Origin of the sequence: Nocardia sp. NPDC005998 (genome assembly GCF_040614395.1) — a bacterium.
In the GTDB taxonomy this organism is placed as follows: Bacteria; Actinomycetota; Actinomycetes; order Mycobacteriales; family Mycobacteriaceae; genus Nocardia.
The window spans coordinates 48426-62535 of the sequence record NZ_JBEXUI010000010.1 but is presented as its reverse complement, the minus strand read 5'-3'; the positions used below and the strand labels follow the sequence as shown (position 1 = coordinate 62535).

At 65.5% G+C, this 14110-nt stretch carries 11 protein-coding genes and 1 tRNA gene; 6 read left to right on the top strand and 6 right to left on the bottom strand.

Features of this window, described 5'->3' with window-relative positions; translation table 11 throughout:
- Nucleotides 1-462: 462 nt before the first annotated feature.
- Nucleotides 463-1518, bottom strand: a complete 1056-nt coding sequence (locus tag ABZ293_RS16305) for a GAF domain-containing protein (RefSeq protein ID WP_355181276.1) — start codon at nt 1516-1518, stop codon at nt 463-465.
- A gap of 542 nt (nt 1519-2060) precedes the next feature.
- On the opposite strand from ABZ293_RS16305, the gene ABZ293_RS16300 reads away from it, so the two are divergent.
- A complete protein-coding gene (locus ABZ293_RS16300; protein WP_355181274.1) occupies nt 2061-3620 on the top strand; it encodes an AMP-binding protein in 1560 nt (519 codons plus the stop codon).
- 97 nt (nt 3621-3717) lie between these two features.
- A complete protein-coding gene (locus ABZ293_RS16295; RefSeq protein ID WP_355181563.1) occupies nt 3718-3933 on the top strand; it encodes a transposase in 216 nt (71 codons plus the stop codon).
- Between the two features lie 429 nt (nt 3934-4362).
- Here the strand turns inward: ABZ293_RS16295 and ABZ293_RS16290 are convergent.
- Nucleotides 4363-4435, bottom strand: a tRNA-Asn gene (locus ABZ293_RS16290).
- 214 nt (nt 4436-4649) lie between these two features.
- Between ABZ293_RS16290 and ABZ293_RS16285 the strand changes: the two genes are divergently transcribed.
- Nucleotides 4650-4895 carry a hypothetical protein gene (locus ABZ293_RS16285; protein WP_355181272.1) on the top strand — a complete coding sequence of 82 codons (246 nt, stop codon included), beginning with the start codon at nt 4650-4652 and terminating at the stop codon, nt 4893-4895.
- Nucleotides 4896-5144: 249 nt separating this feature from the next.
- Here the strand turns inward: ABZ293_RS16285 and dnaG are convergent, their stop codons facing one another.
- The 3 genes from dnaG to ABZ293_RS16270 form a co-directional block, all read right to left on the bottom strand.
- The gene (gene dnaG, locus ABZ293_RS16280) at nt 5145-7070 is read right to left on the bottom strand and encodes a DNA primase (protein WP_355181270.1); all 1926 of its coding nucleotides are present in this window, start codon (nt 7068-7070) and stop codon (nt 5145-5147) included.
- A 67-nt stretch (nt 7071-7137) separates the two neighbouring features.
- Nucleotides 7138-8406, bottom strand: coding sequence for a deoxyguanosinetriphosphate triphosphohydrolase (locus ABZ293_RS16275; protein ID WP_355181268.1), 1269 nt, complete (start codon nt 8404-8406; stop codon nt 7138-7140).
- A 50-nt stretch (nt 8407-8456) separates the two neighbouring features.
- Entirely contained in the window at nt 8457-9035 is a 579-nt protein-coding gene (locus ABZ293_RS16270; RefSeq protein WP_355181561.1) for a YdcF family protein, read from the bottom strand.
- 219 nt (nt 9036-9254) lie between these two features.
- Here ABZ293_RS16270 and ABZ293_RS16265 point away from each other — a divergent pair, with 219 nt between their 5' ends.
- Complete coding sequence (locus ABZ293_RS16265) at nt 9255-10202, top strand: NAD(P)-binding domain-containing protein (protein ID WP_355181266.1); 948 nt, start codon at nt 9255-9257, stop codon at nt 10200-10202.
- Between the two features lie 12 nt (nt 10203-10214).
- Here ABZ293_RS16265 and ABZ293_RS16260 read toward each other — a convergent pair whose 3' ends face one another.
- On the bottom strand, nt 10215-10889 hold the full coding sequence (locus ABZ293_RS16260; RefSeq protein WP_354955971.1) for an MBL fold metallo-hydrolase: 675 nt from the start codon (nt 10887-10889) through the stop codon (nt 10215-10217).
- Between the two features lie 30 nt (nt 10890-10919).
- On the opposite strand from ABZ293_RS16260, the gene ABZ293_RS16255 reads away from it, so the two are divergent.
- Nucleotides 10920-12902, top strand: a complete 1983-nt coding sequence (locus tag ABZ293_RS16255) for a TPM domain-containing protein (protein ID WP_355181264.1) — start codon at nt 10920-10922, stop codon at nt 12900-12902.
- 44 nt (nt 12903-12946) lie between these two features.
- Nucleotides 12947-13765 (top strand): MerR family transcriptional regulator, encoded by an 819-nt coding sequence (locus ABZ293_RS16250; protein WP_355181262.1) that lies wholly within the window; start codon nt 12947-12949, stop codon nt 13763-13765.
- Nucleotides 13766-14110: the final 345 nt, after the last annotated feature.

Sequence of the window (14110 nt, the reverse complement as noted above, 5' to 3'; positions counted from 1 at the left end):
GCGTTTATCCGGCGAAAGTACGGGAGTCGATCCGTCGGCCGGGACGCTACAGGCTGGCGCCGACCCAGTGCGCGAACCCGAGCAGACTCTCGGCCTGGCGTCGCTGTGCGGCGCCGATCGCCCACCGCGCGCCAACCGCCCGCGCTGAATCTTCAACCGAGGTACGGCGCGCGTCGCCGCGGGGATCTAGCCGGGACGCCACGGTTGGCAACATCACCCTGTGTCCGGCGAAATCCTGGCCGTTTGTGTGTCATGGATACCGTCCAGCCGAAGGTGGAACCATGCACATCGAATCAGTCGCCCGACAGCGCGAAACCAGCTGGTGCCTGTCAGGACGGACCGATCGCGTGCCAGCCGAGCTATCAAGCGAATTCACTTCGCTAACGTCACCGTACTACCCGCGCATTCATTGGTGGCCTGCGTCGCGACCAGGAGGTCGATCTCGGCGGCGTCTCGGTGGGGTCAGTTTTCGGAAACGAGCCCTGGCCGCATGTCGTCTCCCACTGGTCGGATCAGGCATGTCAGGAACCTGGGTAGCCCGTGGGGTAGTCGTATGCAGTAAAGCTCAACGAGTTGCCAATCATGTTCAAGGGTGAGCAGCCGAACGACCGATCGGGCCGATTTGATGCGGTCTTTCACTAGGTCCAAGAGCGGTGTGAGGTAGTACCCAAGATCGTCGGGGTGGATGAGATGCGTTGTGGTCAAGTTGAATTCTTTGCGATCCGCCGACGGGTCGGTGCCACGGGATGCCGGGTGATGCCGCCAGGCGATGCTGGGCAGCGGCGGCGTCAGCCACTCGACAATCTGGAGGGTTTCGGTGTCGATCAATGCGATGGTTCCGCCGAGCAGCCCGACGGCCGCGTCGCCGTGATAGGTCGGTAGCACGATGCCGGGTTGGCGATCCTGCTCCACTTGGAGCAGCAGCCCGCGCAGTGAATGCGGTGAGTGGTAGCGGAAGAGTCCGTAGACACGAGTTGTCTTCTCGTCATTGGCGGTCAGGACCCGCATCGGTCCCTGCCAGTGCGTTCCTGGTTGCGCGTCTAGTGCTGCGGTGATCAGCCGGTCGCGTTCTTCGCACTCGATGATCCGCGACAGAAACCACGCCCCGTGCAGCAGTGGAAACCCCTCGGGCAGCACCGCCCCACCCCGCCCATTGTTGCGCACGGTCCATTGTTTGCCGTCCCACACCAGGACATCGATCGCGGGCGGGTCCACAGGGGTATCGGCCTGTTGACCGACCCACATCTGAACCGCCAGAGGCCCTCCGTCGGGTCCCGGCACCGGTAGCGCGAAGACCTTGTATCCCTCGCCGCGGATCCGGATTTCGCGGGCGCACATCTGGTTCGATGCGATGGCGTCCGTGATGGCCGAAGAGGCAATACCAGCCAAGGAGTTGGGACGGATCGCGCGATGCAGGGTCCGCTCGCGGGGCATGCCTTCCTCCGGCACGTAACGAATGACCATCCCCGGTGTCGCGGCATCGATCAGATACCACACGCTTCGCTCTTCCCCGTTCATTCGACTGTGGCGGTCCTTCGTCGCCTGCTGTGGTCACACCTCGCAACTATCCGGCTGGTTGTCCGCGGAAGTCGAATTCGGAGTCTACTACCAGCAAATTTGTTTCCGGTTGAATCGCGTTGGTCCGCTCAGCGCTACGGTGTTGGCTGGTCATGGGTCGCGCTGTGGGTCACACTCATCAGTTGTGGGGACTCGAACGCAGAACATGCCAGGCGTTATCGTTAGCCACCACACGCTGACCCATTCGCAACGACGGCGTACCTATACCCTCGTTCGATCCCGGCACCTACGTGCCGACGCCGCACTGGTGATGGTTCTGCACGGCACCCTCCAAACCGGTGATTCCATCCGCGAGTTTGCTGCCGGAGCCTTCAACTCTCTCGTGGAGTCGGGTGGCGCAATCGTGGCCTACCCCGACGCTGTTCAGCGGGAATGGAACGGGGCGCGCAAAGCGCGATCGCTGACTTCTTCGACCTCACTCCCGGCTGAATCGGCAGCAGTGCAAGCCGCAACTTGCCGCCGGTAGTGGCACACTGCGGCTCATGGATGACGTCTCGCCCAAGGACCCGACGAACCCCACCATCGCCTGCGGAACGCGGACCCACAATCAGCACGACGCCCACAATCGAGCGGGCCGACTCGCCGCCGCCCTCGTCGCCGAAGGTACCAACCGCGGCGACCGCGTCGCGGTCATGCTGCGCAACGACATCGAGTTCCTGGAGACTTCTCTCGCGATCGCCGCATGCGGAGCAAATCCCGTCCCGATCAACACCCGGTGGCAGGGACCAGAGGTCGCCCACGTCCTTACCGACAGCCGCGCGCGAGTCATCATCGCCCACACCGAATTCATCGACACAATCGAACGAGCAATCGCCCGATCCGGCGTCGACGCACACATCATCGAAGTCGCCATGCCGGTCGAACTCCTTGACGAGGCCGGCCTCGACCGGGCGCTCGCGCAGCCGACGCACCGCCACTGCACCCTCGAGGAGCGGATCAGCGATCACCTCGAACCTCTGGGCTACCTCGAGGGAGCCATCGCGGATTCAATGGGACTGATCTACACCTCCGGAACCACCGGCACACCCAAAGGCGTTCTCCGCGAACGCATGACACCGCATCAACTGCTATCCATCGCGGGCGGCACCGCCAACCGCATGGGACTCACACCCGGCGGGCAGATGCTCGTGGCCGGTCCCCTGTATCACACCAGCCCGAACGCGGTCGCGGTACTCGCGCTGCGGATGGGCACCAACATCACAATCATGCCGCGTTGGGACAGCGAGCGATTTCTCCAACTCGTCGACGAACGCCGCATCACCCAGGCCAAAGTCGTCCCAACGATGCTCTCCAGGCTCCTGTCGCTTCCTCCCGAAATCCGTAGCCGCTATGACGTTTCCAGCCTCACGCATGTGATCCACTCCGCCGCCCCCTGCCCGCCGACGGTCAAACGCGCCGCGATCGAATGGTTCGGCGATGCACTCATCGAGTTCTACGGCTGCACCGAAGCGGGCACCATCACCTGGATCACCGCCTCCGAATGGCTCGCACACCCCGGCAGTGTCGGCCGCGGCGCCGACGGCTCAACCGCCGTGGTCGTCAATGACGACCGAACCCCCTGTCCCCCAGGAGAAATCGGGCAAGTATTCGTCCGAGGAGCCGACTACTGGCCGAGTTTCACCTACCTCAACCAGGACACCGCACCCGCGGGCTCGGTCCCCGGATTCATCACCGTCGGCGACACTGGATACCTCGACCACGACGGCTACCTGTATCTCACCGGCCGCTCGAGCGAGATCATTATCTCCGGTGGCATCAACATCTACCCCGCCGAAATCGAAGCAGCCATCGCCGCGATCAACGGTGTCGAGGACGTCGCTGTCTTCGCCATCCCCCACCACGGAGACCTCGGCGAATCCGTTGCCGCCCATATCGTCCCACAACCCGGCACCCAGCTCACCGAAGAACACATCCGGGCGAGCCTGGCAGGACAGATCGCCAACTACAAAATTCCGGCCGATATCCGCATCGTCAGCATGCTGCCGCGTGACGACTCGGGCAAGATCTACAAACGGCAACTGCAAGCCCAATACCAGAGATGACCAAGCCCGACGACAGGCACTCTGGGCAACTCAGCGCCATCACCGCCCGTCGCGACCTGATGTTGCCCGGGTTTCCCAGAGTCGGTTCGGTTGACTTCTGGGTCACGATTTCGTCGAAGGAGAGGAGATCGCCGCCGAGCTCGAAGTCACGGCGGCCACGCTATACAACTGGCGCCGCCAGTACGGCGGCATGGACACTGATGCGGCCAAGGAGCTCAGGGAGCTGCGGGACCAGAATGCTCGGTTGAAGTGGTTGCTGGCCGATGCCGAGCTGAGAAGACGCGCTGCGGGAGATCGCGAAGGGAAATTCTGAGCCCAGCCACGAAGCGGCGGGCCGTGGACATGCTCAAACAGGTGAAGGGCTTGTCGGAGCGGTTCGCCTGCAAGGTGGTTGGGCTGCACCGTGCCACATATCGGCGGCTGCCGGTGGCTCAATCGCGACGGCGACATCTGGGATCCACACAACTTCAACCGGCTGTGGCGCCAAGCTCGGGGCCAGAAGTTCGCGTGGGTCACTCCGAAGACCTTCCGCAAGCTGTGGCCTCCCTGGTCGCCGATCAGTACACAGCCCAGCACCTCGGCCATCGAACGACTCGGTTCCCAAACGCCATTACATCGACCATCCCAGCGAAGCGCCCGACTTCACCGCAGCCTTGGGACGCCTCGCGGGCTGAAAGCGTGTCGTCCGACCCCTGAAACGGACAAAACCAGGGTCGAACTGATACGTTCGCCCTGGTCAAAGCTCCCCCATCTGGACTCGAACCAGAAACCTGCCGATTAACAGTCGGCTGCTCTGCCAATTGAGCTATAGGGGACTATCCTGCGGCTCGTCCGTACTGGGCGGGCCGAGGTGAAACTTTAGCGTATCGGTTGGCGGGTTCCCAAATCGCGTCTCTACCTGGAGACATGTGGGGGTGTCGGCGTGTCCGGGGGTGGCGCGCGGTGGGATGGATCCGGATCGACAGGCGTACCGGGCGTCGGGCAGGATGGTAGCCGCGCGCACAGGTACTTTGGGAGGAGCTCTACGAGATGCTGCGGTTGATCATCGGCATTGCGGCCGGTTATGTGCTCGGGACGAAGGCAGGGCGGGGTCGTTATGAGCAGATCAGTGCTGCGACCCGTGCCGTGACCGAAAGTCCGGTGACTCGCAAGATGGTGCTCGTGGGCCGGCAGAAGCTGTCGGACAAGCTCAGCACCCGGGCGAAGCTGGAGCCGATGGTGCCGTTGGATGAGCGCACCACGCTGCTGGTGCCGCAGGATCAGTTGCGTCGCTGAGTTCGCGAAGTCGGACCGGAACACCTGCGATCAGCAGTCGGTTGCCGTGGACGTTCGGCATGGAGGTCGCTGGTATGCCTCTAAGTCCTGCCACGTAGCCGGTCCGTGCCACGCCACTGCATCCTCGCCACACCGCCCGGTCCCTGCCGCGCTACTAAGTCGCAGCCACGCCACTGGGTACTCGCCACTAACCGAGCCCGCCGGAATCACCACCGGTCAACGATGAAGTCACCGAAACAGCAGTAGTACTCAGCCCGCGGCGAAGTCGTCGTGATTGCCCATCGCCTGGGTGAGCAGACTCTTGCGGTACTGCTCCAGCGCGACGAGATCGCCGAACAGCGCCATATAGGCCTCGGCTTGTTCAGTTGAGGACACGCGCTGCAGCTTCGATTTCAGTTCGGCAATCTGGCGGCCGACCCAGGCCTCCTGGACACGCGCAAGGACGCCGGTGACGAAGCGGGGAATGTCGTTGGCGGATTTCACCGGCATCTGTTCACCGGACAGTTCGGAGACCAGCGCGCGCATGGTCAGGTCATCGGTGCCGTCGGAAACGGCATTGACCCACTCGGCGCCCCCGAGCCCGGACACCGTGCCGCCCGCCTCGGCGATCAATGCCCGAACGGCCGCATAGGCCGGATGGGTGAAAGCCTCGGTTTCGATCGAGTCGAAGACCGCACCCGCCATTGCCGGGTACTGCAGTGCCGCGCCCAGCGCCTGCCGTTGCGGCAGCAGCGTCGGGTCGTTCGGGTTGGGACGGGCAGCGGGGTGTTCGGCGACGACCGCACTGGGTTGCGCCGCGCTGGCAACCGAGCCACGACCGCCCGGACGGCCACCGTTGCGGTGGCGTTTGGCTTCCTCGCCGACCCGGCGCACCACGGTTTGGATGTCGTCCCAACCGACCCATCCGGCCAGTTTCGTCGCGTACGCCTTGCGCAGCGCGTTGTCCTTGATCTGGGCGACCACCGGTACCGCCCGGCGCAGCGCCTCCACCTGCCCCTCGGCGGTATCCAGGTTGTGGTCGGCGAGCAGGCCGCGGATCACGAACTCGTACAACGGAGTTCGCCGGGCCACCAGATCGCGCACCGCGCCGTCGCCGGAGCGCTGGCGCAGCTCGCACGGATCCTGACCGTCGGGGGCGATGGCAATGTAGGTCTGTCCGGCCAGCTTCTGGTCGCCCGCAAAGGCTTTCAGCGCCGCCGCCTGTCCGGCCGCGTCACCGTCGAAGGTGTAGATGATTTCGCCGCGCCAGAAGTTGTCGTCCATGAGCAGGCGACGCAGCAGCGCGAGGTGTTCGTCGCCGAAGGCGGTGCCGCAGGAGGCGACGGCGGTCTTCACCCCGGCCAGGTGCATGGCCATCACGTCGGTGTAGCCCTCGACCACCACCGCCTGGTGGCCCTTGGCGATCTCACGCTTGGCGTGGTCCAGGCCGAAGAGCACCTGAGACTTCTTGTACAGCAACGTTTCCGGCGTATTGATGTACTTGCCGGGCATGGTGTCGTCGTCGAAGAGTTTACGTGCGCCGAAGCCGATGACGTCGCCGCCGAGATTGCGGATCGGCCACAGCAGCCGCCGGTGAAACCGGTCGATCGGGCCGCGCTGGCCCTGCCTCGACAGCCCGGCCGCCTCCAACTCCTTGACGTCGAAACCCTTGCGCAGCAGATGTTTGGTGAGCGTGTCCCAGCCCGCGGGGGCGTAGCCGCAGCCGAACTGCTGGGCGGCATTGCCGTCGAAGTTGCGGTCGGTCAGATACTTGCGGGCCATCTCGGCCTCGGGCTCGCGCAGTTTGGCCATGTAGAACTCGTGCGCGGCGGCGTTGGCGGCGACCAGCCTGGCCCGGGTGCCGCGATCGCGCTGCACCGAGGTGCCGCCGCCCTCGTAGTTGATCTGATAGCCGATCCGGTCGGCCAGCTGCTCGACGGCCTCGACGAAGCCGATGTGCTCGACCTTCTGCAGGAAGGCGAAGACATCGCCGCCCTCACCGCAGCCGAAGCAGTGGTACAGGCCGTGGTTGGGCCGCACGTGGAACGACGGCGACTTCTCGTCGTGGAAGGGGCACAGGCCCCTCATGGAGTCCGCACCCGCTCGCTTCAGAGCGACGTACTCCCCCACCACATCTTCGATCCGGACGCGTTCGCGTATTGCCGCAATATCGCGATCAGGGAGTCGTCCGGCCACGGCGGTCAGTCTAGGCTAGTCCGGCCTCGACACGCCCAGCGGCTGGTCACGCGTCTGAACCAGCGGGCTATTCGGCCAGCGACCGCGATACGCGCTCGAGCCGACTCTCGGTATACGACGCGATCTGGTCGACGATTACCCGGACCCGCGCGGTGTCGTCGGTCGCGGCATGCCACCACGGCAGCAGCAGCGGATCCAAACCGTGCGGTGCCGTCGCCAGCAGTCGGTTCGCGACCATCAGAATCCGCTCGCGCTGCACGGCTTGGCGCTGTTTGTGATCCAGATCGGACATGACATAGCGGAGTGCGACAGTCTTGAGCATTGCCACCTCGGCGGCGACGATCGGCGGAATCTCCAGGTCGGCGGCATATCGGGATAGCGCACGTGCCCCGGCCACCGCCCGGGTGGCCATGATCGCGGCAGTGGCGAAGCGGCCGACCAGTTCACTCGTGAGGTGCTTCAAGGCAACCGAACTGGCGAGGGTTCCGTCATAGGACGCAGCTCGGGATACCACCGGCAGTTCGGAGAGCCGCTGGGCGGCGCCGACGAGGTCGTCCACCGAAAGCGACCGGTGCTGACCGTGCCCGAGTTCGGCGAGGGCGGCCTGTTCCGCGGGATCGGCGAGGGCCCGCAATTCGATGCGCCCCGCGATCACGCCGTCCTCGACATCGTGCACCGAGTACGCGACATCATCGGACCAGTCCATGATCTGACATTCGAGGCTCTTACGACCGTCCGGCGCATCCTTGCGCACCCATTCCAGGCGGTCCATGTCGATATCGTACGCACCGAATTTGGTGCCCGAACCTGTTCTGCCCCAAGGGTATTTGATGGCCGCGTCGAGAGCGGCGCGGGTCAGATTCAAACCCGCGCTGGTCCCGTCCGCATCGAGAACCTTCGGTTCCAGCCGGGTGAGGATGCGCAGATTCTGCGCATTGCCCTCGAATCCGCCGAACGCGTCGGCGAAACTGTCGAGAGCAGTCTCACCATTGTGGCCGTAGGGCGGGTGGCCGATATCGTGCGCCAGTCCGGCCAGATCGACCAGATCTGGATCACAGCCGAGACCGTCGGCGATACTGCGCCCGATCTGCGCCACTTCGATCGAATGGGTCAGGCGGGTGCGTGGGGTGTCACCCTCACGTGGCCCCATGACCTGGGTTTTGTCGGCGAGCCTGCGCAGCGCCGCGGAATGCAGCACCCGGGCGCGGTCGCGGGCGAATTCGGTGCGGTGACCGGTTTCGAATTCACTGCGCGGCGGGCCGAGTCCGGCGGTCTTGGCGCCCTCGACCACCATGCGCTCGCGATCGTGCTCGGTATAGCGATGCCTACCCGTCACCCGACCACCGCCCCTATCGAATCGCTACGCAATGCTGCACTCATCGAATCTCACTGCCCCGCTGAGTATTTGAAGTCCGACGAGAAGTGGGTGAGTTGATACCAGAGCAAAGCGCCGGTCTCTCTGGCGATTCCGTGCGCCTGCGACTCCCTGGTGTATACGGCGGGCCCGGTACGAGTGGGCGCAGTCCATGCGTCCAGTCCGGCGTCACGGGCCATGGTTCTGGTGCGCAGCGAATGCCATGGATCGCTGACCAGCACTGCCGATGACATCTCCCGGGCGCTCATGGCCGTCGCGACCGCCTCGATACTGCGCAATGTGTCCGAACCCGTTTCGACCGCGAGAATTCGGTCAGCGGGTATCCCTCGCTCCTCCAAATAGTTCTTGCCGGAGGCGGCCTCGGTGTACAGATCACCCTGCTGCTTACCGCCCACCGTGATCACCTTTGGCGCGACACCGGCTTTGAACAGCTTGTAGGCCTGGTCGAGTCGCGCCTCGAAAACCGTTGACGGCGTGCCGGAGTATTGCGCGGCACCGAGTACCACGATCGCATCGGCCTTGGTGTAGTCGTCGATGCGCGCCACCTGCCACACCCGGAATGCGGTGCCGCCGACCAGCACCGCACCCATCAAGATCGCGCCCGTGACCAGCCGTCGAGCCCAGCGCAGTGGTCCGCCCCCGGCAGCGCGCGATGGGGCGGATCCGGGAGCCGAGGCCAGGGACGCCGAATTCACCTCACCAAGTTTGCCAGGTCATCAGCGATAAGTGCGTCACCGACGGATACCGACTGTCCATACTTACCTTTTGGTAAGTACTGGACTTATTTGTAAGTACTTGCCGTTCCCACAGTGGAATTCGAGAATGAATTCCGGCGCCAGATCCTTCGAAAACCTTCGAAAACGTTCAGGAGTGGAGATATGACGACATCGGTGACCGTGCTCGGGCTCGGTGCGATGGGACAGGCGCTTGCGAGTGCCTTCGTGCGCGCCGGACATCCGACAACGGTCTGGAATCGCAGCGCGGGCCGGGACGCGGAACTGGTTGCAGCAGGGGCGAAGTCGGCGCAGACCGTTGCCGAAGCGGTGGCCGCGAGCGATCTCGTGGTGGTCTGCCTGTTCGACCACCGATCCGTACACGAGGTGCTGGACCCGGTTGCCGACATCCTGGCCGACCGCGCGCTGCTGAATCTGACCAGCACCGAGCCACGCGGCTCGCGCGAACTGGCCGAATGGGCCGCGAGTCACGGCATCGACTTCCTCGATGGCGGCATTATGGCCACCCCGCCGATGATCGGGCTGCCCGGCTCGTCGCTGCTCTACAGCGGCGCACAATCGGTCTTCGACACCCACCGCGCCACCCTCGAATCACTGGGCAGCGCCGAGTATTTCGGTGCGGACGCGGGACAGGCCGCACTCGTCGACTTCGCCCTGCTCGCCGCGATGTACACCATGTTCGCGGGCTTCTACCACGGCGCCGCCATGGTTCGTTCGATCGGCATTTCGGCCGAGGACTTCGGTCACCGGGCATCGGGTTGGCTGGCCGCGATGACTGGATCGTTGCCGAGGGCCGGAGCCACCATCGACTCCGGCGACTACTCGAAACCGTTCCAGCCCTTGGATTTCACCAAGGCCGCCCTGGACGCCATCGTCTCGGCCAGCCGCGATGCGGGCGTCGACCTGGACGTCATCGGCGCAATCAGAAATCTCGTCGATCGCCAGGTCGCCGACGGGTACGGCGCACAGGGCAGCGAGCGGATGTTCGAGAGCCTGCATCCGCGCGGCGACCTGGCGGTGTGAGCCGTCCTCGGCCTACCAGCCGCGCTCCCGCCACTCGTCGAGGTGCGGACGTTCGGTGCCGAGCGTGGTGTCGTCACCGTGACCGGGATACACGATGGCGCCGTCGGGATAGCGGTCGAAGATCTTCGTCGTGACATCGGTGTAGAGCGAGGTGAAATCCTCCGGATTCGTAGTGCGGCCGACTCCGCCGGGGAACAGGGAGTCACCGGTGAACAGATGCACGCCCGGGCCGTCGACAAGCGCGAGGGCGACCGAGCCGGGAGTGTGTCCGCGTAAGTGGATGACCTCGAAGGCCAGCTCGCCGATCTCGATCAGATCGCCGTCGGCGAGCAGTCGGTCGGGGCGCACCGGGAGGGGATCGGCGTCGAGCGGATGCGCGGCGGTCGGTGCACCGATGGCCGCCGTGACCTTTTCCAGGGCCCACCAGTGGTCCGGATGCTGGTGGGTGGTGACGACCAGGGCGACGCGGTCCGGCGTTTCCTGGTTGATGAGTTCGATAATGCGGTCGGGTTCATTGGCGGCGTCGATGAGCAGTGCGGCCCCGGTGGCGCCGCACTGCACTAGATAACAGTTGTTGTCCATCCCGCCGACGGACATTTTGATGATGCGGGCACCGGGGACGTCCCGCTGTTGCGGATTCGATCCAGGGGACACGTGACCGGTGTACGGCAGGTCGATCGTGATCACGGATCGATGCTAGCCAGCTAGATTCATCCCATGCCGCTGTTAGCGCCGATTCGTCCGATCCGCCGGGCCGCCTCGGTGGTAATAAGCGTGTGGTTCCTGTGTGTCGCGCTGGTCGCGGGCCCGGTCAGCGCGGATCCGCCGCTGCGGATGGGACCGTATGTGGTCGACTCGGCCCAGGTACTCGATCAGGGACAGCTCGATCGGGTGTCGGCGGCGGTCGATAACCTCTACGCCGATCATCAGCTGCGGCTCTGGGTTGTCTATGTGCGCGATTTCAATGGGATGCAGCCGCCGGAGTGGGCCGATCGCACGGCGACGCTGTCCGGATTCGGCGGACGCGATGTGTTGCTGGCAGTCGCGACGCAGGATCGGGCGTATTCGTTCCATGGCGAATTGCCGAGCGGTGTCAGCGATTCCGAGCTGGACGCGGTGCTGACGCGCGATGTGGAGCCCGCACTGCGCGACGGCCGATGGGCGGACGCCGGGGTCGCGATGGCGGATGGGTTGGATTCGGCGATGCGCGGCGGCGGCATCAGCCGATGGACGCTGCTGATCGTCGCCGGGGTGATCGCGCTCGTCGTCGGTGGGCTGGTGCTGTATTCGCGCAAGCGGCGCGGCGACCGCAGACGTGCCGAATTGGCGGCGGCACGGCAGCTGGACCCGGACAATTCCACCGCCCTGGCGGCCTTATCGCTGGAGGCGCTGCAGGCCAGGTCGAAGGAGGTGCTGGTGGAGATCGACAATGCGGTGCGGATCAGTGCCGAGGAGTTGGATCTGGCGACCGGCGAGTTCGGCACGACCGCGGTCACCCCGTTCGGCACCGCCTTGGCGAATGCGAAAGCCGCTGCCGCCAGGGCATTCTCGATCCGGCAGCAGCTGGATGACGATATTCCCGAGACGCCGGATCAGCAGCGCACCATGCTGGTCGAGCTGATCGGTACGGTCGGGCGGGCCGATCGAGAACTCGACGGCCAGGTGGCCGAATTCGATGCAATGCGGAATCTGCTCATCAATGCCGCCACTCGATTGGATGGGCTGACACAAGATCTGGTCGAGCTGACCGGTCGCGTGCCGAATTCCGAGACCGAACTCGCCCGGCTCACCACCGCGTATCCGGCCAGTGTGCTCGCACCCGTGCGGGATAACGTGACCATGGCGCGGGAGCGAATCACCTTCGCCGAACAGAACATCGATGCGGGCCGCGATGCCGTTGGTCAACCGGTCGGCAAGCAGGGCGGTGCGGTCGCGGCGATCCGGTCCGCGGAAGGCGCGATCGGGCAGGCGCGTACGTTGTTGGACGCCGTCGACAATGCGGCGACGAATATCCAGCAGGCGACCGACGGGCTGCCCGCCGCACTGGCGGAACTGCGCGCGGATATCGTCAGCGCGAAAGCGCTCACGGGCTACGGCGGAGCCGAGCTGCAAGCCGCCATCACTGCGGCGGAGAAGGCCCTGACCAGCGCCACGGCCACCGCCACCAGTGATCCGCTCGACGCCTTCCACACCGCGGTCACCGCCGACACCGCACTCGACCTCGCCAATGCGGCGGCCACCGACCGCAAACTCGCCGCCGAGGAGCTGCGGCGCAGACTCGACCGGGCGCTCGCCGATGCCAGCGCCCGGATCGGCGCGGCATCGGACTACATCACCACCCGACGCGGCGGCATCGATGCGCAGGCACGCACCCGATTGTCCGAGGCGCAGCGCAATCTCGATGCGGCACAGCAGCTTTCCGCAACTGATCCGACCCGGGCCCTGGCCAGCGCGCAGGCCGCTGCGGATCTGGGCGGTCGCGCACTGCGGGAAGCGCAGTCCAGCGTGCGGGCCTGGGAGAGCCGCCAGCCGCCATCGGGGACCGCGCAGGCAGGCGCGGTACTCGGCGGAATTCTGATCGAGGGACTGCTGCGGGGCGCGGGCACTGCCGCCCGGCAACGGCCCGGCGGCGGCTATACCCCGGGGTCGTACGGCGGCTCCAGCGGATCCCGCCGGATCAGCCGGGGTGGTCGGTTCTGAGGCTTGACCCTGACATCGTGTGAGGCCATAGACCAGGAGCCGTCATGTTCAGTATCGGAGACTTCGCCAGACACGGACGGGTATCGGTGCGGATGCTGCGTCACTACGACGCGATCGGGCTACTGCGGCCCGATCGGGTGGACGCCGCTACCGGCTATCGCTATTACGCGGGCGGCCAGCTCGCTCGGCTCAATCGCATTGTCGCGCTGAAGGATCTGGGCTTCACCCTGGAACAGGTGGGCCGGATCCTCGACGACAAGGTCGACACCGCGGAACTGCGCGGCATGCTCGCGCTGCGCCGCGCGGAGCTGGAGCAGCGGATCACCGGCGACCGCGCCCGGCTCGTCCAGGTCGAGACGCGGCTCCGCATTATCGAGAAGGAGGGCGCCATGCCCGCCAATGATGTGGTCATCAAGTCCATTCCGGCCGTCCGGGTCGCCGAATTGACCGGTGTCGCCAGCGATTTCGAGCCGCAGACGATCGGGCCGGTGGTCGGGCCATTGTTCGAGCAACTGTGCGCCCGGTTGACGCAGGCGAGCATCGATATCGTCGGTCCGGGGATCGCCTACTACGAGGAGCAGCCGGACGGTTCGGTACACGTGCACGCCGCCATGCCGGTCAATGCCGACCCCGCCGCCGCCTACGAATTCACGATCGTCGACCTGCCCGCGGTGCCGCAGGCGGCGACAGTGGTGCACCGGGGCAGCATGGACGAGGTCCTGGAACCATGGCAGTCCCTCGGCAAATGGATCGACGCCAACGGATACCGCTCCGCCGGACCCGGCCGCGAGGTAACCCTCGAGTTCACCGAGGACCCGAGCGGCTGGGTCACCGAACTCCAGGAACCCATCCACACCGCATAACCACCCCGCACTCCCGCACCTTTCGGACGCCCACACAGATCTCGACACGGGTGCGGGAGTGTTCACCCCGCGTCCGATACGGCGCGGGTCCGCGATCCAACGAAGTGCGGCGATCCAACACTGTGCGCGGCAGCCCACAAGACGCGGCAAGCCAACATCAGGGCACAGCCCGACACGACCCGGCAGCCCAACACCCCGCGGCGGTCCAACGAGTGGGCGCGCCCCAACGCGGAGCGGCGCAACGCGTGGCGGCAGCCCAACATGGCCCGGCAGCCCAATTCGACTCCGCAGCACAAGACGGCCCGGCAGCCCAACACCCCGCGGCAAACGCATACAGCGGCCCAA